General features: G+C 44.5%; 21 protein-coding genes. 20 read left to right on the top strand and 1 reads right to left on the bottom strand.

The annotated features are described in order from the left end of the window. The 6 genes from CHH58_RS06995 to CHH58_RS06970 all read left to right on the top strand — a co-directional run. A partial coding sequence (locus tag CHH58_RS06995) for a malic enzyme-like NAD(P)-binding protein (protein WP_283162800.1) occupies window positions 1-340 on the top strand: 340 nt, incomplete at its 5' end. A gap of 153 nt (window positions 341-493) precedes the next feature. Further along, entirely contained in the window at window positions 494-1,351 is an 858-nt protein-coding gene (gene accD / locus CHH58_RS06990) for an acetyl-CoA carboxylase, carboxyltransferase subunit beta (protein ID WP_095226608.1), read from the top strand. Continuing rightward, entirely contained in the window at window positions 1,348-2,301 is a 954-nt protein-coding gene (gene accA, locus CHH58_RS06985; protein ID WP_095260826.1) for an acetyl-CoA carboxylase carboxyl transferase subunit alpha, read from the top strand. Before accD ends, accA begins: the two co-directional genes overlap by 4 nt. A 186-nt stretch (window positions 2,302-2,487) precedes the next feature. Further along, window positions 2,488-3,447, top strand: a complete 960-nt coding sequence (pfkA, locus tag CHH58_RS06980; protein ID WP_095226611.1) for a 6-phosphofructokinase — start codon at window positions 2,488-2,490, stop codon at window positions 3,445-3,447. A gap of 33 nt (window positions 3,448-3,480) precedes the next feature. Beyond that, window positions 3,481-5,241 (top strand): pyruvate kinase, encoded by a 1,761-nt coding sequence (gene pyk, locus CHH58_RS06975; RefSeq protein WP_095226612.1) that lies wholly within the window; start codon window positions 3,481-3,483, stop codon window positions 5,239-5,241. Window positions 5,242-5,339: 98 nt separating this feature from the next. After that, window positions 5,340-5,732, top strand: a complete 393-nt coding sequence (locus tag CHH58_RS06970) for an FxsA family protein (protein WP_038562187.1) — start codon at window positions 5,340-5,342, stop codon at window positions 5,730-5,732. On the opposite strand, the gene ytvI is transcribed toward CHH58_RS06970, so the two are convergent. Further along, entirely contained in the window at window positions 5,729-6,847 is a 1,119-nt protein-coding gene (gene ytvI / locus CHH58_RS06965) for a sporulation integral membrane protein YtvI (protein WP_095232977.1), read from the bottom strand. The two genes, CHH58_RS06970 and ytvI, sit on opposite strands and share 4 nt — an antisense overlap. Before the next feature lie 45 nt (window positions 6,848-6,892). On the opposite strand from ytvI, the gene CHH58_RS06960 reads away from it, so the two are divergent. From CHH58_RS06960 to CHH58_RS06895, 14 genes are all read left to right on the top strand, one after another. Beyond that, window positions 6,893-7,357: a DUF441 domain-containing protein gene (locus CHH58_RS06960; protein WP_095232976.1), complete on the top strand. Its 465-nt coding sequence runs from the start codon at window positions 6,893-6,895 to the stop codon at window positions 7,355-7,357. A 173-nt stretch (window positions 7,358-7,530) separates the two neighbouring features. After that, on the top strand, window positions 7,531-8,649 hold the full coding sequence (gene citZ / locus CHH58_RS06955) for a citrate synthase (protein ID WP_095226614.1): 1,119 nt from the start codon (window positions 7,531-7,533) through the stop codon (window positions 8,647-8,649). Between the two features lie 73 nt (window positions 8,650-8,722). Then, complete coding sequence (gene icd, locus CHH58_RS06950) at window positions 8,723-9,994, top strand: NADP-dependent isocitrate dehydrogenase (protein ID WP_095232975.1); 1,272 nt, start codon at window positions 8,723-8,725, stop codon at window positions 9,992-9,994. Window positions 9,995-10,015: 21 nt separating this feature from the next. Then, a complete protein-coding gene (mdh, locus tag CHH58_RS06945) occupies window positions 10,016-10,954 on the top strand; it encodes a malate dehydrogenase (protein ID WP_038562171.1) in 939 nt (312 codons plus the stop codon). 254 nt (window positions 10,955-11,208) lie between these two features. Continuing rightward, a complete protein-coding gene (locus CHH58_RS06940; RefSeq protein WP_038562167.1) occupies window positions 11,209-11,904 on the top strand; it encodes a response regulator transcription factor in 696 nt (231 codons plus the stop codon). Continuing rightward, window positions 11,904-13,277, top strand: coding sequence for a two-component system histidine kinase PnpS (gene pnpS / locus CHH58_RS06935; RefSeq protein ID WP_095226615.1), 1,374 nt, complete (start codon window positions 11,904-11,906; stop codon window positions 13,275-13,277). Before CHH58_RS06940 ends, pnpS begins: the two co-directional genes overlap by 1 nt. A 92-nt stretch (window positions 13,278-13,369) precedes the next feature. Beyond that, entirely contained in the window at window positions 13,370-16,006 is a 2,637-nt protein-coding gene (gene polA, locus CHH58_RS06930) for a DNA polymerase I (RefSeq protein ID WP_095260824.1), read from the top strand. A 21-nt stretch (window positions 16,007-16,027) separates the two neighbouring features. Further along, window positions 16,028-16,852 carry a DNA-formamidopyrimidine glycosylase gene (gene mutM / locus CHH58_RS06925; RefSeq protein ID WP_095232973.1) on the top strand — a complete coding sequence of 275 codons (825 nt, stop codon included), beginning with the start codon at window positions 16,028-16,030 and terminating at the stop codon, window positions 16,850-16,852. Between the two features lie 11 nt (window positions 16,853-16,863). Then, window positions 16,864-17,472: a dephospho-CoA kinase gene (gene coaE / locus CHH58_RS06920; RefSeq protein WP_430980829.1), complete on the top strand. Its 609-nt coding sequence runs from the start codon at window positions 16,864-16,866 to the stop codon at window positions 17,470-17,472. Between the two features lie 98 nt (window positions 17,473-17,570). Then, window positions 17,571-18,602 carry a glyceraldehyde-3-phosphate dehydrogenase gene (locus CHH58_RS06915; protein WP_095262244.1) on the top strand — a complete coding sequence of 344 codons (1,032 nt, stop codon included), beginning with the start codon at window positions 17,571-17,573 and terminating at the stop codon, window positions 18,600-18,602. Window positions 18,603-18,840: 238 nt separating this feature from the next. Beyond that, complete coding sequence (speD, locus tag CHH58_RS06910; protein WP_095226619.1) at window positions 18,841-19,215, top strand: adenosylmethionine decarboxylase; 375 nt, start codon at window positions 18,841-18,843, stop codon at window positions 19,213-19,215. Between the two features lie 172 nt (window positions 19,216-19,387). Continuing rightward, a complete protein-coding gene (fabF, locus tag CHH58_RS06905) occupies window positions 19,388-20,623 on the top strand; it encodes a beta-ketoacyl-ACP synthase II (RefSeq protein WP_095226620.1) in 1,236 nt (411 codons plus the stop codon). Between the two features lie 142 nt (window positions 20,624-20,765). After that, on the top strand, window positions 20,766-21,230 hold the full coding sequence (gene nrdR, locus CHH58_RS06900; protein ID WP_038562151.1) for a transcriptional regulator NrdR: 465 nt from the start codon (window positions 20,766-20,768) through the stop codon (window positions 21,228-21,230). A 29-nt stretch (window positions 21,231-21,259) separates the two neighbouring features. After that, entirely contained in the window at window positions 21,260-22,624 is a 1,365-nt protein-coding gene (locus CHH58_RS06895) for a replication initiation and membrane attachment family protein (RefSeq protein WP_095226621.1), read from the top strand. Window positions 22,625-22,632 lie beyond the last annotated feature (8 nt).

Raw genomic sequence — 22,632 nt, 5'->3', positions numbered from 1 at the left:
AGGTGCCCGCGTTATCGGTACAGGCCGTTCGGACTTCCCGAACCAGGTGAACAACGTACTTGCCTTCCCTGGTATTTTCCGTGGTGCCCTAGATGTTCGCGCAACTGGCATTAACGAAGAAATGAAAATTGCAGCTGCTAAGGCAATTGCTGAGTTGATTGATGAAAGTGACTTGAACGAAGACTACGTTATCCCAGCTCCATTTGATCCACGCGTTGCACCAGCTGTTGCGAAAGCAGTAGCGAAAGCTGCGATGGACACTGGCGTCAACCGTATCACTGTTGACCCAGAAGAAATAGCTGAGAAAACGCGTCAGCTTACAATCATCGACGAAGACTGACATGTAACCTGTACAGGCAGACGTTTCCATTGTTGGAAAATGTCTGTCTAACGCAGGTTATATGTATTTACATAGTTGAATTTAACGCGCACGTCCATGGAAATGATGGTACAATAAATAGTTAGATGCGTTTGTTCAAAAGGAGGAATTACCTTGCTTAAAGATTTTTTTAGCAAGAAGAAGCATGCTTCCAAGCCCAGTGAAGAGGCGAAGCAGGATATTCCTGAAGGACTCATGCTCAAATGCTCGGACTGTGGAAAGATCTACTACCGGGAAGAGATGAGAAAGCAATTGTATGTGTGTCCGAACTGCGGCCACCATCATCAATTGCCTTCTGACGAGCGAATTAACAACTTGTTCGACGAAGGTTCATTTATGGAATATGATACAGACTTAAATACCGGCAATCCGCTTGGATTCCCAAGCTATACGCAGAAGCTGGAGAAAGACCAGCTGAAAACAGGATTAAAGGAAGCAGTCGTAACCGGTGAAGGTACGATTAACGGTTTCCGTACTGCATTTGCTGTTATGGACTCTCGATTCCGAATGGCAAGCATGGGTTCTGTTGTAGGGGAAAAGATTTCTCGTGCAATTGAAAAAGCGCGTGAAGCGAACATTCCGTTCATTATTTTCACAGCATCTGGCGGTGCCAGAATGCAAGAGGGTGCTTTGAGTCTAATGCAGATGGCTAAGACATCTGCTGCTGTCCAGCGTTTCCGTGATGCTGGTGGACTGATGATTTCTGTCATGACGAATCCTACATATGGTGGAGTTTCTGCAAGTTTCGCGTCACTCGGTGACTATAACTTTGCCGAGCCTGGTGCTTTAATCGGCTTTGCAGGCAGACGTGTTGTAGAAGAAACAATCCGTGAAAAGCTTCCGGAGGACTTCCAGACTGCTGAATTCTTATTGGCGCATGGACAGCTGGATGATGTTATAAATCGTCATGATATGAAAAAATACCTGACCACGATCCTCGATATCCATCAAGCAGGAGGAAACGTATCATGAAACAAGTATTGGAATTCGAGAAGCCAGTCATCGCTCTGCGCGAAAAAATTGCAGAGCTGAAGACATTCACGAAAGAGAGCGACCTAGATTTAACGGAAGAAATCGTTAAGCTGGAGACGCGGCTTGAAAAGCTGGAGAATGATATATACACGAATCTGAAGCCTTGGGATCGTGTGCAAATGGCACGGCATGCAGAGCGTCCGACGACACTTGATTATGTTGAACAGCTTTTCACTGATTTCCTGGAGTTCCATGGTGATCGTTATTATGGAGATGATGCTGCAATTGTTGCAGGTATCGCCAAGTACAAAGGTCGCCCCGTAACAATCGTTGGACATCAGCGCGGCAAAACGACAAAAGAAAATATCCGTCGTAATTTCGGCATGCCGCATCCGGAAGGTTTCCGTAAAGCAGCACGTCATATGCAGCAAGCTGCTAAATTCGGACGTCCAATCATTTGCTTTATCGATACAAAGGGTGCTTTCCCGGGTCGAGCAGCAGAAGAACGAGGACAAAGTGAAGCGATTGCTCGTAACTTAATGGAAATGTCTGGCTTCGAAGTGCCGATCATTTGTATCGTTATCGGAGAAGGCGGCAGCGGCGGCGCATTGGCACTTGGTGTCGGTGATCGTCTGCTTATGCTTGAGAACTCCACGTTCTCTGTCATTTCACCGGAAGGAGCAGCTTCCATCCTGTGGAAAGACGGCGGCAAAGCGAAGGAAGCAGCTGAAAAACTTAAGATCACGGCACCTGACCTGAAAGAGCTAGGCGTCATTGATGATATCATTCCGGAAATTCGCGGCGGGGCTCATCGAGATCTTGCATCCCAAGCTGAGCTTGTGGATCAGGCAATCACCGAGCATCTTTCACAATTGGAAAAATTGGACAAGCAAGTATTACTGGAACAAAGATGGGAAAAATATAGTAATATTGGTTCTTTTGCGAAATAAGCACTTGAACGATTGACTTCATCTTCCGCTTCTGTAAACGATTTACATAGGCTTTTTTTGCGGAATTCTTTCTCTTACTTTTTTTAATAAGAAAATTATATGTTTTTATTTGATAATAAGTTGGATAAGGATTATCTTTGAGAGGGTATAAAAGTTCTATAATCGAAATTGCTTAGAGGTGAGCGCATGAAAAAGATAGGTGTTCTGACAAGTGGAGGAGATTCTCCAGGCATGAACGCGGCAATCCGTTCTGTCGTAAGAAAGGCTATTTATCATGATTTGGAAGTGTATGGTATATATAACGGCTATCAAGGCTTGATTGATGGGAATATCAAACAGCTTGATCTTGGATCTGTCGGTGATATCATTCAGCGTGGCGGAACGATGCTGTACACGGCACGCTGCGAAGCTTTTAAGACAGATGAAGGACAGGATAAAGGTATAGAACAGCTGAAGCGTTTTGGTATCGAGGGTCTTGTTGTCATTGGCGGTGACGGTTCATTCCGCGGAGCAGAGAAGTTGACTCAAAAAGGCTACCCATGCATCGGTGTACCGGGAACGATTGACAATGATATTCCAGGAACAGATTTTACAATCGGGTTTGATACAGCACTGAACACAGTTATCGAAGCTATTGATAAAATACGCGATACTGCAACGAGCCACGAGCGCACGTACGTAGTCGAGGTAATGGGTCGCCATGCAGGTGACATCGCCCTATGGGCAGGTCTTGCAGACGGTGCTGAAAGTATTCTGATTCCTGAACAGCCGACAGACTTCAATGACGTAATTGAGCGTCTGAAGCGCGGTAAGGAACGCGGAAAGAAACATAGTATCATCATCGTTGCAGAAGGAGTCGGCAGTGGTTTTGAGTTCGGCAAACGTATCGAGGAAGCAACGAATATGGATACACGAGTAACTATTTTGGGACATGTGCAAAGGGGCGGATCGCCTACAGCGAATGATCGTGTTCTTGCAAGCCGTCTAGGCGCACACGCAATCGATCTTCTGCTTGAAGGCAAATCCGGACGCATGGTAGGAATTCAAAATAACAAACTTGTGGATCATGACATTCTGGAAATTTTAGACCAGAGACATGAAATCGACCTGGACATGTATAAACTATCCCAGGAATTATCGATCTAATAGATGTTGCACTACTGAAGGAGGATTCTCATAATGAGAAAAACAAAAATCGTATGTACAATTGGACCAGCTTCTGAGTCCGTAGAAACACTAGTTCAGCTAATCGAGGAAGGCATGAATGTTGCACGTCTTAACTTCTCTCACGGAGATTTCGAGGAGCATGGTGCTCGAATCAAGAATATCCGTGAAGCATCAAAACGCACTGGCAAAACGGTAGCTATCCTTTTGGATACAAAAGGACCTGAGATTCGTACTGGCGTTCTGCAAGGCGGAGAAGCGAACATCGAAAAAGGTGACGAGATCTTTGTCAGCATGACTGAGCTGGAAGGTTCCAAAGAGAGATTCTCTGTAACATATCCTGGCTTGATCAATGATGTTCATGTCGGCTCGAAGTTTCTATTGGATGACGGCTTGATCGAATTGGAAGTACTGGACATCGATAAAGCGAATAATGAAATCAAAACAAAAGCATTGAACTCCGGTTTGCTTAAAAACAAAAAAGGTGTCAATGTGCCAGGTGTCAGCGTAAACCTTCCGGGTATTACAGATAAGGATGCAAGCGACATCGAGTTCGGAATCGAACAAGGCATTGATTTCATCGCTGCTTCCTTCGTAAGACGCCCATCTGATGTGTTGGAAATCCGTGAATTGCTTGAAAAGCATGAAGCTGCCCATATCCAAATCATCCCTAAAATCGAAAACCAGGAAGGCTTCGACAACCTGGATTCCATTTTACAGGTTAGTGATGGCCTAATGGTTGCACGTGGTGACCTTGGCGTTGAAATCCCGGCAGAAGATGTACCATTGGCACAAAAAGAAATGATCAAGCAATGTAATATTGCTGGAAAACCAGTTATCACTGCAACGCAGATGCTTGACAGCATGCAGCGTAACCCGCGTCCGACACGTGCAGAAGCATCTGACGTTGCGAATGCCATTTTCGATGGTACAGACGCGATCATGCTTTCTGGTGAAACAGCTGCAGGTAACTACCCTGTCGAGGCTGTTCGCACGATGAACAATATCGCTCGCAAAGCAGAGACTGCACTTGATCATAAAGCAATTCTTGATGAGCGCTCCAAAGCAAGTGATATGACAATTACAGATGCAATCAGCCAGTCTGTTGGTCATACTGCTATCAACTTGAGTGTCAGCGCAATCGTTACAGCTACTTCAAGCGGCTATACTGCTAAGATGATTTCTAAGTATCGTCCGAAAGCTCCTATCGTAGCAGTTACATTCGATGAAGCGACAAACCGCAGACTTGCTCTTGTATGGGGTGTACAAGCAATTACAGGTGAACGCGTAGAATCTACGGATGACATGCTGGATCTTGCGGTAGATACTGGACTATCTACTGAGTTGTTCAAGCGCGGCGACCGTATTATCATCGCTGCTGGTGTACCTGTAGGAGAAACTGGTACAACTAACTTGATGAAAGTACATGTTATCGGTGATATCCTTGCTAAAGGACAAGGCATCGGAAAAGGCAGTGTCTATGGTAAAGCAGTCGTTGCAAAGGATGCCGAAGAAGCACAGCGTCTTCTTCAGCCAGGAGATATCCTTGTAACGTACGGCACAGATAAAGACATGATGCCAGCAATCGAGAAAGCTGGCGGTCTTATTGTTGAAGAAGGCGGTTTGACATCCCACGCAGCGGTTGTCGGCTTAAGCCTTGGTATCCCAGTCGTAGTTGGTGTAGCGGAAGCAGCAACAAAAATCTCTAATGGCGCACTAGTAACAGTTGATGCAGCCAAAGGTGATATTTACGACGGTCATGCAAGTGTTCTTTAAGATATAAGAGACGAGGAGAGGGTATGAGACCCTCTCCTTTTTTCATTATACAAGGCTGTGGTACACTTGAATTATTCTGATTTATTGGAGCGTTGTGTATGAAAAAAGCGTTACTTTTCCTTTTCATTTTGTTCCCGGCTATTGAAATAACATTCTTCATCTGGGCTGGAATGGAAATCGGTTTTCTTTGGCTTTTCCTTCTTATCGTGGCAACAGGTCTGCTTGGGGTAGCGTTGGCGCGCCGTGAAGGAATCCAGACATATAGGAGGGCGAGGGAGCAAATGCAGAATGGGCAGCCGCCGACTGATGAACTACTTAACGGTACTTGCATTCTAATTGGCGGATTCCTTCTGTTGCTTCCCGGCTTTTTCAGTGATTTGATAGGTCTATTGTTTTTACTGCCGTTTACCCGTAAAAGACTTCGCTACTGGGTACAGGCGCTGCTCATGCGGCTTATAGCGAAAAATACGATTCGTGTTTACCGCCGTTAAGTCTGTTTGCCAGATTTGATATATTGCCAGAGGACACGCAGAACACCTGTATGGTAAAGCGTATGCAGGACAACTAATAGTACGGGGCCGGCTAAAAGGCCGATAAAGCCTAACAACTGGAATCCGGCAAAAACAGCAATCAGAGTAGCTAACGGATTGAGCCCGATCTGGACCGACAAAAGATTGGGTTCCATTAGCTGACGCTGCAGCACGATTACGAGATAAAGCACAGCCAGTCCGATTGTTAAAGAGAAATTCCCTGTGAGAAAGCTGTACAGAATCCAAGGAACGAAGACAATCCCTGTTCCCAGATAAGGTACGATATCAATAAGAGAAATGAAGAAAGCTGTAGCTATTGGATGCTCAATGCGCAGTACAGCAAAACCGATACACATGATCACGAATGTCAAACTCAAGAGCAAAGCCTGTGCTTTCAGGAATCCGAAGCATGCTTTTTTTAGGCCTTTGCCTACTTGCTTGGCGGAAGAGAGCAATAGTGAAGGTAGAAATCGATTTAGGAACGCAGAGATTTTTTCCCAGTCCTTACAGATGAAAAATGTGCCTAGCAAGGCAAAAATACAAACACTTATATAAAGAGGTGCCTTGCCAAGCAACATAGGAACAGCTTCCAGTGCAGTTTGAATGCCTTCTCCAAGTGTTGCAGACAGATGCTGAATGACAGCTTGCAAATTCTCATCCAATGCTTCTTGCTGATCAGGATTCAATTCCTGTTGAAAAGACATTAATCGCTCATAATATGGCACAATATAAAGCTCCGCGAGTTTTTGTACATAACCTATAAAATCAGTGAAATGTACGGGTACAGTCTTAGCCAGATAAGCTGCGCCTTGGGCAATTTCATTTACTGCCAACGCAAGACCAGCAAGACAGAAACCTAAAAATACCAATAGTATCAGAGCAACAGCTGCCGTCCTGTTCAAGGCTGTTTTTTGCTCAATCAGACGGACAGCAGGATTCATCAGAATTGCGAGGATGACCGAGATGATAAATGGATATACATAAGGAGCGGCCAGCAGAATGAGTGCAATACTGCCCGCAATGGATCCAAGGACAATACATAATCGCAGCATTTGGTGAAGTGTTGTCATTTGCATAAGCTCACATCCTTTTATTAGTGAAGAAAGTTTGGAGGAAAAATTTTGTTAAACACATCATCATTATTTTTAGTAATCATTCTTATATTAGGAATCATCGGAAAGAACCAATCCATTACGATCGCTGCATACGTTTTGCTTGGCTTTAAAGTACTGCAGTTAGATGACAAAGTGTTCCCGTTTCTAGCTTCCAAAGGTTTAAGTATCGGAATCACCGTCCTTACGATTGCGGTACTTGTCCCAATTGCTAGCGGAGAAATTGGCTTCAAAGATTTATATGCAAGTGTGAAATCATATTATGCATGGGTAGCATTAGCAGCAGGGATTCTTGTTGCGGTTTTAGGAAAATACGGTGTGAATCTGATGTCCTCAGATCCACAGGTGACAGTAGCTCTTGTAATAGGTACAATCCTTGCTGTTGTGCTGTTAAACGGTGTTGCAGTTGGACCGCTGATAGGTGCGGGGATTGCTTATATGGTATTCCAGATTGTTGGACTATTTACTAAATAACGAAAAATTGATATTATTCTAATAATAAAGAAAACAAAAAAATTAAAACGTTTTCATTTCACAAACAGTTATATTATGTTTATAATGAAAGTGCTTCACTCAAATATCTAGCAACTTGAATTTTTTATTACACATGTTATGGATTTGACTTTTACTAAAGGGGAGAGATTAACATGGCAGTAGTTAAGGGGCTTGAAGGTGTTGTAGCAGCAGAATCAAAGATTAGCTCAATTATTGACGATCAGCTGACTTATGCTGGCTATAGCATTGATGATCTTGCTAGTAATTCCAGTTTCGAGGAAGTAATTTATTTGTTATGGCATGATGAGCTGCCGACTGAGGAGCAGCTTGCACAGCTGAAAGGGGAATTGGCTGCGCAGGCAAAGCTTCCGGAACCGGTCATCGACCACTTAAAATCTTGTGATTTGAAAGCGGTTCATCCGATGGCTGCACTTCGCACTGCTGTTTCACTGCTTGGTTTGTACGATGAGGATGCAGAAGTGAATACACCAGAAGCGAATGCTAAGAAGGCAATCCGTCTTCAGGCACAGATTGCAACGCTAGTTGCAACTTTTTCTCGTATTCGTTCCGGTCAGGAACCAGTGACACCACGGGAAGATTACAGCTATGCTGCGAATTTCCTGTATATGTTCAACGAGAAAGAACCAAGTGAAATTGAGATTGAAGCGATGAATAAGGCACTTGTACTTCACGCTGACCATGAATTGAATGCATCTACATTTACTGCACGTGTCTGTGTCGGTACATTGTCTGATATGTATTCAGGCCTTACAGCAGCAATAGGTGCATTGAAAGGCCCGCTTCATGGAGGCGCAAACGAGGCAGTTATGGAAATGTTGTTCGACATTGGTGAAATTGACAATGTAGAACCGTATCTTGAAAAGAAATTTGCAAACAAAGAGAAAATCATGGGCATGGGACACCGTGTTTATAAATCTGGTGATCCGCGTGCAAAATTCTTAAAAGAAATGTCTCGTGAACTGACAGAGATATCCGGTCAGACAAAATGGTATGAAATGAGCGTAAAAGTAGAAGACATCGTCAAGCGGGAGAAAAACCTTCCGGCAAACGTCGATTTCTATTCCGCTACATGCTATTACAGCTTAGGGATCGATCATGATCTTTACACACCGATCTTTACAGTGAGCCGTTTCTCAGGATGGATTGCACATATCCTGGAACAATACTCAGACAACCGTCTGATTCGTCCGAGGGCAGAATATGTCGGGGAAACACATCGTACGTTTACAGCATTAGAAGAAAGAGTCTAATATTTTTACAACCACAAAGGAAAATATTTGCTAAACTGATAGAGTATCAGATTTTATTTAGGAGGAATCGAACATGGCTGAAGCAAACAAAATCACAGTAACTAACGGAGCGCTGCAAGTACCAGACCGTCCGGTCATCCCTTTCATCGAAGGAGATGGAACAGGTCCTGATATTTGGGCTGCCGCAAGCCGTGTACTCGAGGCTGCAGTAGATAAGGCTTACAAAGGCGAGAAGTCAATTGAATGGAAAGAAGTTTATGCAGGTCAGAAAGCATTCGATAAGACAGGCGAATGGCTCCCGGAAGAAACACTTGATGTTATCCGCGAATACAAGATTGCAATCAAAGGTCCATTGACAACGCCGGTTGGCGGCGGTATTCGTTCATTGAACGTAGCGCTAAGACAAGAGCTTGATTTGTTTACTTGCTTACGTCCGGTCCGCTACTTCAGAGGTGTTCCTTCACCAGTTAAGAAGCCGGAGGATACGGATATGGTGATTTTCCGTGAGAATACGGAAGATATCTATGCTGGTATCGAATGGCAGAAGGGCTCACCGGAAGTGAAAAAAGTCATCGATTTCCTTGAGAATGAAATGGGAGTACATAATATTCGCTTCCCGGAAACATCTGGTATCGGCATTAAGCCTGTATCGGAAGAAGGAACACAGCGATTGGTGCGCGCAGCAATTGACTACGCAATCCAAGAAAACAGAAAAAGTGTGACACTGGTTCATAAAGGCAACATCATGAAATTTACCGAAGGAGCCTTCAAAAACTGGGGTTACGAACTTGCTGAAGCTGAATATGGCGACAAAGTATTCACATGGCAGCAGTATGATAAGATTGCTGAAGGTCAAGGCCGTGAAGCTGCTGACAAAGCACAGCAGGAAGCGGAAGCAGCTGGCAAGATTGTCATTAAAGATGCGATTGCAGATATCTTCCTTCAGCAGATCCTAACTCGTCCTGCAGAGTTTGACGTAGTGGCGACGATGAACTTGAATGGAGATTACATCTCTGATGCACTTGCTGCACAAGTAGGTGGTATCGGTATCGCACCAGGAGCGAATATCAACTATGAAACAGGTCATGCCATCTTTGAAGCTACTCATGGTACAGCACCGAAGTATGCTGGCTTGGATAAAGTGAATCCATCTTCTGTAATTCTTTCCGGAGTGCTTCTTCTTGAGCACCTTGGCTGGAGAGAAGCAGCAGATTTAATCACAAAAGCTATGGACAAGACGATCGCTTCCAAAGTTGTCACATATGATTTTGCCCGCTTGATGGACGGTGCTACAGAAGTGAAGGCGTCCGAATTCGGTGATGAACTGATCAAAAATATGGACTAATGTGTCGAAGGAGGAAACATCATGGCAATCAAACGCAGAAAAGTATCCGTAATCGGTAGTGGTTTTACAGGGGCGACAACAGCATTCCTGATCGCGCAGAAAGAGCTTGCGGATGTCGTGCTAGTCGACATTCCAGACATGGAGAACCCAACCAAGGGAAAAGCCTTGGATATGCTGGAGGCATCTCCGGTTCAGGGGTTCGATGCACATGTGAAAGGCACGTCAGACTATGCTGACACGAAGGATTCCGATGTGGTTGTCATCACTGCGGGTATCGCTCGTAAGCCTGGAATGAGCCGCGATGATCTTGTGAATACAAACAGCAAGATCATGAAATCTGTTACTGAACAGGTTGTGAAGTATTCTCCGGACAGCATCATTGTTGTATTGACCAACCCGGTTGATGCAATGACATATACAGTGTATAAAACATCCGGATTCCCGCGGAACCGTGTAATCGGTCAGTCCGGTGTCCTTGATACAGCTCGTTTCCGTACATTCGTAGCGGAAGAGCTTAACCTTTCCATCAAGGATATCACTGGCTTCGTTCTTGGCGGACATGGAGACGACATGGTCCCGCTCATTCGTTATTCCTATGCAGGCGGAATTCCACTTGAGACATTGATTCCGGAAGATCGCCTCAATGCAATTGTAGAACGGACACGTAAAGGCGGCGGTGAAATCGTCAACCTTCTAGGAAACGGAAGTGCGTATTACGCGCCGGCAGCATCACTGCTCGTGATGGTAGAAGCTATCCTGAAGGATCAGCGCCGTGTTCTTCCAGCTATTGCTTATCTGGAAGGTGAATATGGCTACAACGATCTATTCCTAGGCGTACCGACGATCATCGGCGGCAGCGGCTTGGAGGATATCATCCAGCTTGAGCTGACAGATGACGAAAAATCACAGCTTGATAAATCCGTCGAATCAGTACGTAAAGTCATGACTGTACTTCAATAACATAACGAAAGACTGGGCTAATATTGCCTGTCAAAGAAAAATCCGAACTATGTTGCGAATTCTTTATAAAGAATTTGCACAAGTTCGGATTTTTCTATTTAATGGTGTAGAATTAATCTATGGATTACGAATAATGAATCAAATTTCCGGCTTTATTTTTTATATTTACAAACTCTTAACAGAGAAAGCGAATTAGTATGGTTCACTTTACAGTTGGAAAACGGTATGATGTTGCATAGAGGGGGCTAGTATCCATGGCACAAAAAGTACTTATTGTTGATGATGAAGAATCCATCGTAACTTTACTGCAATACAATATAGAAAGAGCTGGGTTCGAAACGGAAACAGCCTTCGATGGCTTGTCTGGACTGCAGAAAGCTTTGCAGAATACATATGATATGATCGTTCTTGATCTAATGCTTCCGGAGCTGGATGGAACAGAAGTGTGCAAGCAACTACGACAGAAGCAGATTGATACGCCGATTCTCATGCTGACTGCACGGGATGAGGAACTGGACAAGGTACTCGGTCTCGAGCTTGGAGCAGATGATTATCTAACAAAGCCTTTCAGCCCAAAAGAAGTTGTTGCGCGGATCAAAGCTATTTTGCGACGCACGAATAAAAGTGACAATTATATGGAAAGCGGCGAAATCAAAATTGCAGGCTTGTCCATTTTCCCTGATCAATATGAAGCATCTATTAATGGAGAATCCTTGAGCTTCACTCGCAAAGAATTTGAACTCTTACTGTATTTATCAAAAAACAAAGGTCGCGTCATGTCCCGAGATCAGCTTCTTAGCTCAGTCTGGAACTATGACTTCGTCGGAGATACACGTATCGTGGATGTACACATCAGTCATTTACGTGAAAAAATTGAACCGGATTCAAAACATCCTGTCTATATTAAGACGATTCGCGGCTTGGGCTATAAAATGGAGGAGCCGCAATAATGCGTCGTAGCTCTTATGGGATTGCCGTCTATGGATCGCTCATTCTGCTGATCTTTGCGGCAATCGGTTTTATTCTTATGCAAATCACTTCCGAGTGGTTTATTCTTTGGAGTGCCCTGCTGATAGGTGCAGCATTAATTATTTCGGTATTATACCGACTGCAGGAACGCTATATTAAGCCAGTTTCCATGACTGCTGAAGTAGCTGAGGAACTGGTGAAAGGGAACTATAAGGCAAGGAATTACGAAAACTTTTATGGAGATGCCGGCCGCCTGATCCGCGCAGTAAACCAGATTGCGCGCAACCTGCATGAACTAGAACTCTTGGAGAAGATGCAGGAAGATCAGCTGGAAACGGTAATCGACAATATGGAAAGCGGCTTGATGCTTGTCGATGAACGCGGATATGTGCACTTGGTCAACAGGAAGTTCCTTTCCGTATTCGGAGGCAAGGACAAGGATTATATCGGTCATGTATATCATGATACGATTTCCCAAACCAATATCCATCATGTTGTTTCAGAGGCATTCCTTTACGAAGAGAAGGTTCGTGATGCTTTCACACTGCAGCGGGAGAAAGAGAAACGCTTTTTCGAAATTGTCGCTGCACCTATTTTCAATGACTCCTACGATTTAAAGGGCGCTGTACTCGTTTTCTACGAAATTACAGATCTGAAGCGTGTGGAGGAGATGCGGAAGGATTTTGTGGCCAATGTGTCGCATGAACTGAAAACGCCGCTCACATCCATACGTGGTTTTTCCGAAACATTGCTGGAAGAAGGAGCATTGGATGATAAGGAGCTCACGGAGCGCTTTATTACGATTATCAATAATGAAAGCCAGCGCCTTCAAGCATTGGTGAAGGATTTACTAGAGCTTTCCCGTTTAGAGAAAGATGAACTTCAAGTGAGAATGGAACGGCTTGATTTTCGCTATATGGTTGACGCGATTATGCCGATGATAGAGCAGCATGCAGCTAACAAGCAAATCGAGGTGGAGCTGGAGCTTCCTAACAGTGTCATTATGCGCGGAGACGAGGACAGGTTAAAACAGCTTGTTATCAACTTGATGAATAATGCCGTCAACTACTCACCGCCAAGTGGGAAGGTGAAGCTAAAAGTAACACAATCGAATGATGCAGTGTTTGCCGAGATATCGGATACTGGTATGGGAATTCCGGAAGATTCACTCGATCGTATTTTCGAGCGTTTTTACCGTGTTGATAAGGCTCGCAGCCGTAATACCGGCGGAACCGGACTGGGTCTTGCGATTGTCAAGCACGTTGTTGAGGCGCATGGAGGAACGATAACGGTAAGCAGTGAAGTGAATAAAGGAACCACTTTTTCTATCCGATTGCCAAAGGCTCTTGGCTAAGATCGTCCAGCTGGACGATCTTTTTTGTTTCGGCAAGGAAACATGGTAAACTAATTAAAAGAGACAGGAACGATGATAAAGGAGTTTGATGTATGACGAAAAAATTGGTATTGATCGATGGAAACAGCATCGCGTATCGTGCGTTTTTTGCACTTCCGCTGCTGAATAATGATAAAGGAATCCACACAAATGCTATTTATGGATTCACTACAATGCTGTTCCGTATATTAGAAAATGAGAAACCGACACATGTGCTAGTCGCCTTTGATGCAGGGAAAACGACTTTCCGTCATGAAACGTATAAAGAATACAAAGGTGGCCGTCAGAAAACACCATCCGAATTATCTGAACAATTCCCACTGCTGCGCGAATTACTGGATGCATTCTCGATTAAGCATTATCAGCTGAATCAATATGAAGCGGATGATATTATCGGCACATTGACGAAACAAGCAGAAGCGGATGATTTTGAGATTAAAGTCATTTCCGGGGACAAGGATTTATTGCAGCTTGTTAGTGATAAAACGACTATTCAGCTTACGAGAAAAGGTATCAGCGAGATTGATTCTTATACACCGGATTTTCTATTGGAAAACATGGAAGTTACACCTGATCAGATTATCGATATGAAAGCACTCATGGGCGATAGCTCCGATAATATACCAGGAGTTCCTGGTGTTGGCCAAAAGACTGCTATCAAACTGCTGAAGCAATTCCAAACATTGGATCGTATTTACGAACAGCTGGATGACGTATCAGGAAAAAGCATCAAGCAGAAGCTGACGGATAATAGAGAATCGGCGTTTATGAGCCGGGAGCTGGCAACAATTGAAACGAAAGCGCCAATCGAAGTAAGTCTTGAAGAAATTAATTATGATGGCTTTCAGCCTGCAGCTGTAAGTACGATATTCAAAGATCTTGGATTCCAGTCGCTGCTTGGCAGGCTCGGTGAAGAAGGTACACCAGAAGAAGTATCTCAAGAGCTTACGCCGCTGGATGTTACAATCGTGGACAATATCACCGATGACCTGTTCACCGGAGAAGATGCACTTGTTATCGAGATGTTGACTGATAACTACCATACAGCTCAAATTGAAGGCTTTGGCCTCGCCAATGCAAACGGAGCATATTTCATACCTTCGGATGTCGCGTATGAATCAGATGTGTTCAAAGCATGGGCAGAGGATAGTTCGAAAGCAAAATGGGTTTTCGATGTAAAACGATCTGTCGTAGCATTGCTGCATCATGGGATTACGATGGAGAATGCAGATTTTGATTTGCTATTGGCGTCTTACTTGATTAATCCATCAGAGAATCATCATGACATCCCGGCAATTGGGCATCGTTTAGGTAAAAACAATGTCTTATACGATGAAGAAGTATACGGAAAAGGCGCGAAGATGAAGGTGCCAGATTTGGAAGCCTTCAGTGAGCATCTTGCCAGAAAAGCGATGGTCATATACCAGCTTAAGCCAGAAGCAGAAGCGAAGCTTTCGGAAAACGAGCAGCTTGATTTATTCCGTAACCTGGAAATGCCGCTTGCCAGTATCCTTGGGGAAATGGAGTATCTAGGAGTGCAGGTCGATGTGGAACGCATCAAGGAAATGAAGGAAGAACTTGGCGGAAGATTATCGGAAATCGAGCAGAAGGTATACGAGCTTGCTGGTGAAGAATTCAATCTTAATTCACCGAAACAGCTTGGACCGATCCTTTTCGAAAAGCTGGGCTTACCAGTCATCAAGAAAACAAAAACAGGCTATTCCACCTCAGCAGATATATTGGAACAGCTTGCTGATCAGCATGAGATTATTCAGCAGCTGCTTTTGTACCGTCAATTAGGGAAACTGCAGTCCACCTATATAGAAGGACTTTTGAAAGTGGTGGATAAGGACACGAATAAAATCCATACACGATTCAACCAAGCATTAACGCAAACAGGAAGATTGAGCTCTACAGAGCCGAATTTGCAGAACATCCCGATCCGACTTGAAGAAGGTCGTAAAATCAGACAAGCCTTTGTACCGTCAAAAGAGAATTCCGTTATCTTTGCTGCTGACTATTCTCAAATTGAGCTTCGGGTCTTAGCGCATATCGCTAAGGATGAAAAATTGATCGAGGCATTCAATGAAGATATGGATATTCATAGCCGGACAGCAATGGACGTTTTCCATGTTGAAGAGAAGGATATTACGAGCAACATGCGTCGCCAAGCGAAGGCCGTCAACTTTGGTATCGTCTATGGTATCAGTGATTATGGATTATCCCAAAGTCTCGGCATAACACGTAAGGAAGCGCAGCAGTTTATCGATCGTTATCTCAAGAGTTTCCCTGGTGTAAAAACATACATGGAAGATATCGTCCAGGATGCTAAGCAAAAAGGTTTTGTAACGACGCTCATGAATCGCAGACGCTATCTTCCGGATCTTACCAGCCGGAACTTTAATGTGCGAAGCTTTGCTGAACGGACAGCGATGAATACGCCAATTCAAGGCAGTGCAGCTGATATCATCAAAAAAGCGATGATTGATTTGGCAGAACGTCTTGAAACAGAACAGATGGAAGCAAAGCTTTTGCTTTCGGTACACGATGAACTGATTCTGGAAGCACCAGAATCTGAACTCGAGAAATTAAAAGAAATAGTACCCGATGTTATGGAACATGCTGTGGAGCTGGATGTACCGCTGAAAGTGGAATATGCATACGGCAAAACATGGTACGATGCGAAATAAGTAAGGAAAGAAGGACAAGGAATGCCGGAATTACCTGAGGTAGAAACAGCAAGAAGGACATTGGAACAGCTTGTCGTCGGCAAGACGATTGAAGATGTCACTGTCCGCTGGCATAAAATCATTAAATTCGATGAAGGTGTAGAAGCCTTCATCAATCGGCTGAAAGGACAGACATTCCGCTCGATTGGCCGAAAAGGAAAGTTTCTTCTATTTTACTTGGATGGAGATGTACTTGTGTCTCATTTGCGGATGGAAGGAAAGTTCTCCGTCAAGTCGGAAACAGAACCATCGGACAAGCATACCCATGTCATCTTCAAGCTGACAAATGGTGAACAGCTACGTTATAACGATGTCCGCAAGTTCGGTACGATGCACCTGTTCACTGAAGGCCAGGAAAATGATACACCGCCGCTTACCTTAGTTGGGCCGGAGCCTTTTGATGAAGCTTTCACTTTGGATTATTTCAAAGATAAGGTACAGCGAAGCAGCAGGATGATCAAGAATATTTTGCTGGATCAGACTGTGGTTGCGGGTTTGGGCAATATCTATGTTGATGAGACATTGTTTAAAGCCGGGGTACATCCGGAGCGTCGGGGCAGTTCGATGGAAGACATGGAATTGGTTCGGATTCAGCAAGCTGCGGCTGAGACATTGCTGGAAGCAGTCGAAAAGGGCGGCAGCACTATCCGCAGTTATGTGAACAGCCAAGGAAAGATTGGTACGTTCCAGCAGCAGCTGCTCGTATACGGCCAGAATGGAACACCATGCCCGAATTGCGGCAGGGAAATCATCAAAATCAAAGTAGGCGGGAGAGGCACACATATCTGTACTTCCTGTCAGAAGTAAAGGAGGACTCAATGGTGGGTATTGTAATCGGACTGACCGGCGGCATTGCATCCGGAAAAAGTACAGTGAGCGACTTGTTCAAAGAATATAATATCCCGGTTGTTGATGCGGATATCGTCGCCCGCGAGGTAGTCGAGCCTGGTGAACCTGCTTTGGCTAGCATTGTTGACTCATTCGGCAGTGATATCTTGCTTCCTGACGGGGCGCTTGACAGGCAGAAGCTAGGCGGGATCATCTTTCGAGATCAAGAGAAACGCGAGATCTTGAATGGTATCATCCATCCCGTTGTCAGGGAGAGGATGACAGCTGATCGCGATCGTCTTAAAACTGATCATCCAGCAGTTGTTCTTGATATACCACTATTATTTGAAGGAAAACAATTGCATCTAGTCGATAAGGTGGTTGTTGTAAATGTAGACCCGCGAATCCAGCTGGAAAGACTGATGCAACGAAATAATCTAACTGAGCAAGCAGCATTGGACCGGATCAACAGCCAAATGCCATTGGCAGACAAAGCAGCCAAAGCGGATGCAATCATTGATAATAACGGAAGCAGAGATGAAACGAGAGCACAGCTGGAGAAGCTATTGCTTACTTGGAATATTAAGGAAGGAGCCTGACAAAAAGGGCTCCTTTTTTGTTCGCATTATTCTTCTAATATGTTATACTATTATCAATAAAATGATATATAGTGTGACACATTAGAGGAGGCAGTATAATGACAACACGTATTGCGATTAATGGATTTGGCAGAATTGGACGATTGGTTTGCAGACGAGCAATGGAAATGCCTAACTTGGAAATTGTAGCAGTGAATGCATCTTATCCGGCAGAGACGCTTGCTCATCTTCTTCGCTATGACAGCGTGCATGGTAACTTAGATGCTGATATTTCCACAGAAGCTGGCTCAATTGTTTATGCAGGGAAAAAGATCCGTGTCATTGGGGAACGAAATCCAGCACAGCTTCCATGGAAGGATCTAGAAGTTGATGTCGTCATCGAAGCAACAGGGAAGTTCTGCTCTCGGGAAACGGCATCCCTGCACTTGGATGCAGGTGCAAAAAAGGTTGTCATTACAGCTCCTGGAAAAAATGTGGACGCAACGATTGTAATGGGTGTAAATGATCGGATATATGAAAGTGATATGCATCATATCGTTTCCAATGCTTCCTGTACGACAAACTGTCTGGCTCCTGTCGTTAAAGTACTGGATGAACGGTTTACAATTAAAAACGGACTAATGACAACTGTTCATAGCTTCACGAATGACCAGAAAAATATCGATAATCCGCATAAAGATCTGCGCAGAGCCAGAGGCTGTACACAATCAATCATTCCGACGACAACAGGAGCGGCTAAAGCACTTGCGGAAGTCCTGCCGCATCTGAAGGGGAAGTTACACGGCATGGCATTGCGTGTTCCGACTCCAAATGTATCGCTTGTTGATCTCGTAGTCGATGTGGAAGAATTCGTCACAGCTGAGCAGGTCAATGATGCCTTCCGAACAGCGGCAGAAACGGACATGCGAGGCATTGTATCTTATAGTGAAGAGCCGTTGGTCAGCATCGATTATACGACCACAGCGCAATCGGCTACAATTGATGGGTTATCCACTATCGTTATGGAAGGTAAAAAAATAAAGGTCATTGCTTGGTACGATAATGAATGGGGTTATTCCTGCCGAGTCGTCGATTTAGCCCAGCTTGTCGGCAGCAGTCTTCTGAAAGAGGATAGAGCAGAAGTAATCTAGATGGCAACTCCCTCTTTGACCTAATTTTGAACGTATGCTTGCCAAACAGGTACAAACACTATATACTACTTTTTGCATGCATTCTTTGCAGCACAACAAGCATAATGTCAAAACTGTTTTCTTAAAAAATTTATGCAGCAAGTGACTGCTTAAAGGGTTAGGACCTCTTAGGACTAACTTTCCCCCGTGGCAATTCACGCATCTATTTTTTAGGTAAATATTCAAAGGGGGAAGTACATTGGATACAATGGGAAGACATGTTATAGCGGAATTATGGGATTGTAACACAGAAAAACTGAACGATATGCAGCTGATCGAGCAGATATTCGTTGATGCGGCATTGAAATCAGGAGCTGAAGTACGGGAGGTTGCCTTCCACAAATTTGCGCCGCATGGCGTGAGCGGAGTGGTTATCATCTCTGAATCGCATCTGACAATTCACAGTTTTCCGGAACATGGCTACGCTAGCATTGATGTATACACTTGCGGTAACATTATTGACCCGAACGTAGCAACCGATTATATCATTGACGCGCTTGAAGCTAAAACCTGTGAAAAAGCAGAGCTTCCGCGGGGCATGGGTCCTGTGGCAGTTCAGCCGAAATCACTTTAATACTTGGATAACCAACCCTGTTCCTTTTAGGAGCAGGGTTTTTTTATGTTGTATCTCAATTCAGGAAAATGGCAAGCCTACATAAGGGATAAATAGCTTATGGTCGCATTTTAGTTTCACTTCGGATATAATATCAGGTACTAATAGTTACTGCTAGAAAGAAGGTATGTTTTTGAATAGACGTGTTGTAGTTACTGGATATGGTGCTGTTACGCCGCTTGGCTCGGATGTAGACACATTCTGGAATAATATTAAAGCTGGGGAATCCGGCATCAAACAGCTGGATCCGGAGAAATTTGCTGGAATAGCTTCGCAAATCGGCGGAATTGCCAGCGGATTTGAACCGGAGAAGTATTTGGACAAAAAAGAAATTGAACGTTATGACTTGTATAGTCAATTTGCTTACGGTGCTTCTTTGCAGGCAATGGAGCAAGCCAATCTTTCAGTGGATACCGTAAATCCGGAACGTGTCGGAATTTATATCGGTTCCGGTATTGGTGGCGTAAATACAATCTTGGACAATCATGCCACTATGCTCGAGAAAGGTCCTCGGCGCGTTTCACCATTTATGGTGCCGATGATGATTAGCAACATGGCAGCAGGAATTGTTTCCATTAAGACGGGTTTCAGCGGTCCTAGCTTTGCACCTGTATCTGCTTGTGCAACTGGGAACCATGCGATCGGGGAAGCGTTTCTGAATATTAAGCACGGACTTGCAGATGCAATTCTTGCTGGTGGAGCGGAAGCATCGATTACGCCTTTCGCTTATGCTGGTTTCACAAAAATGCGCGCAATGAGTACGCAAAATGATTCACCTCAAACTGCAAGCTCGCCATTCGATGCTAATCGAGACGGGTTTGTCATGTCAGAAGGTGCAGGTATTCTTGTGCTGGAAGAGCTGGAACATGCGCAAAAACGAGGCGCAAACATACTTGGTGAAATTGTGGGATACGGGTCGACAACAGATGCGCACCACATTACATCGCCTAACTATCTTGGTCCTGCACGCGCAATGAAGCTGGCGATGCAAATGGCTGATTTAGAGCTTGGAGACGTGGATTACATAAATGCGCACGCTACAAGCACCCCTGAAGGAGATAAAACAGAAACCAAAGCAATCAAGGAAGTATTCGGAGACAAAGCTAGTGACTTGCTGATCAGTTCAACGAAATCAATGACTGGTCATTTGTTCGGTGCTGCGGGAGCTGTAGAAGCGATTATCACACTGAAAGCCCTGCAAGATGGCATTGTACCTCCAACGATCAATTATCGTGATGCTGACCCTGAATGCGATTTGTCTTATGTACCGAACGAAGCAGTGGAAAAGGATTTGACGGTTGCTTTGTCGAATGGTTTCGGTTTCGGCGGACACAATGCAGTGCTCGCACTGCAAAAATGGAAAGGGTAGCCCTCGGCTGCCTTTTTTTGTTGGGTCTAAGAACGCTTCGATTTTTCACTTGAATCATGGTAGAATAAGAAAAAGACGATGCAAAAGTGTCGCAAATGCGCGAAGCCTGTCGAGGTTCGCGAAAGTAATGGGGTGGATCGGCATGAGATGTCCAAACTGCCAATATAAAAGCACAAAAGTATTAGACTCCCGTCCCATCGAGGAAGGGCGTTCCATCCGGCGACGCAGGGAATGCGAAGACTGCGCTTTTCGCTTCACAACGTTCGAACGTATTGAAGCAACACCTTTGATTGTTGTTAAAAAAGAAGGAACGCGGGAAGAATTCAGCAAAGAGAAGCTTTTGCGCGGGTTGATCAAGGCGTGTGAGAAACGTCCGGTCGCGCTTGAGCAGATTGAACATATTGTAGCGGAAGTGGAGAAGGAACTGCGTAATAGTGGAACATCCGAAGTACAAAGCAATGATATCGGTGAGATGGTCATGGAACGTCTGTCGGAAGTGGATGAAGTGGCCTATGTGCGTTTCGCATCTGTTTATAGGCAATTCAAGGATATCAGTGTCTTCTTAGAAGAATTGAAGGACTTGATCAAAACCGATAAGAAAGAGTAATAGTTTGCAAGAAGGAAAGGACAGATAGTATGAACAGTCAGCATATCGGGAAACTTCTGCCAGCTGATGGTTACCAGCTCCGAATGAAAGCAGTGCTTCCGGAAGCATATTCGGCAGCGCTGACGCATCTGTATCAGCCGTTGCTCGGCATACAAGCAGTAACTTTATATCAGACGCTGGTTAATGATTATTTCCTGCATCATGGCACATGTGAACCGCAGACACATCATATGCTTATGACGCTGCTGGACATGCCGATGGATCAATTGTATGAAGCAAGACTACAGCTGGAAGCAATAGGACTCATCAGGACGTATCAAAATCTTGGGGAACAGAATGTGTACACATACGATTTGTATGCACCTTTTTCACCAGATGCATTCTTCCAAGATGACATGCTCTCCCAGCTGCTGTATCACCAATTAGGCGAAAGCAGATTCAAGCAGATGAAAGATCTCTTTATTAAAGAGGAGGATTTGCCTGAAACGATGGAGGAAGTTACAGCATCGTTTGAAGCTGTCTTTTCAACGGAGAATTTGACAAAGCATGCTGTTCAGCCGAGAAAGACAGCAACTAGGTCGGTTGCAGATGTAAAGAGAGGACCTTCCATTGAAACCGAAGTGGTCGATTTCGACTGGCTGCGTCAATCATTGAAGCAGCGGATGCTCGATCCGGAAGCGATTCTTACACCTCGAAACCAAAAATTGCTTGAGTCGATGGCAGTTTTGTACAGCCTCACTTCGCCAGAACTAGATAAAGCACTGCTTTGGGCTGTCTCCGATGAACATGAGCTGAATCCGGCAGAATTCAAATCTGCCTGCCACGACTTGTTTCTAGCACGCCCAAAAACTGCCGATACGAAGGTTATGGAGCTTGTCCAAAAGGAATCCAAACAGGAAACGGACAAACAGGCTACTACTAAGCAAGAGCAGCTTATCCAGATCCTGGAGACAATATCACCTAAACAGCTTTTAGAGGATATATCAGGGAACGGGACAGCAGCAGCTTCCGACTTGAAAGTCATCCGTGACGTTATGTCGGAGCAAGGCATGGCACCTGGCATTATGAACGTGCTAGTCTATTATGTGCTTCTCAAATCCGATATGAAGCTGTCGAAAGCATATATGGAGAAGATTGCAGCGCATTGGGCTCGGAAAAAGATAAGTACAGTAAGAGAAGCAATGGAGCTTGCTAAAAGCAGCAACCAGCCGTGGAACGCAGCAAACAGCACGAACCAGTCCGCAGCAAGAAGAAAAACTTCAGGCCGTGCGGAGGTTGTCCCGGAATGGTTTGATCAAAAAGGCAAAGTGGAAGCTCCAAGTACTGCAGCTGTGCCTGATGCGGATGTAGCGGAATTACTTAAACAGTTCAATGAAAATAAGCGGCATGTTTGACTGATAGC

Origin of the sequence: Terribacillus saccharophilus (assembly GCF_002272745.1) — a bacterium.
Taxonomy (GTDB): Bacteria; Bacillota; Bacilli; order Bacillales; family Amphibacillaceae; genus Terribacillus; species Terribacillus saccharophilus_B.
Note: the sequence above shows the minus strand (reverse complement) of the source record. Positions and strands in the feature narration are given on the sequence as shown.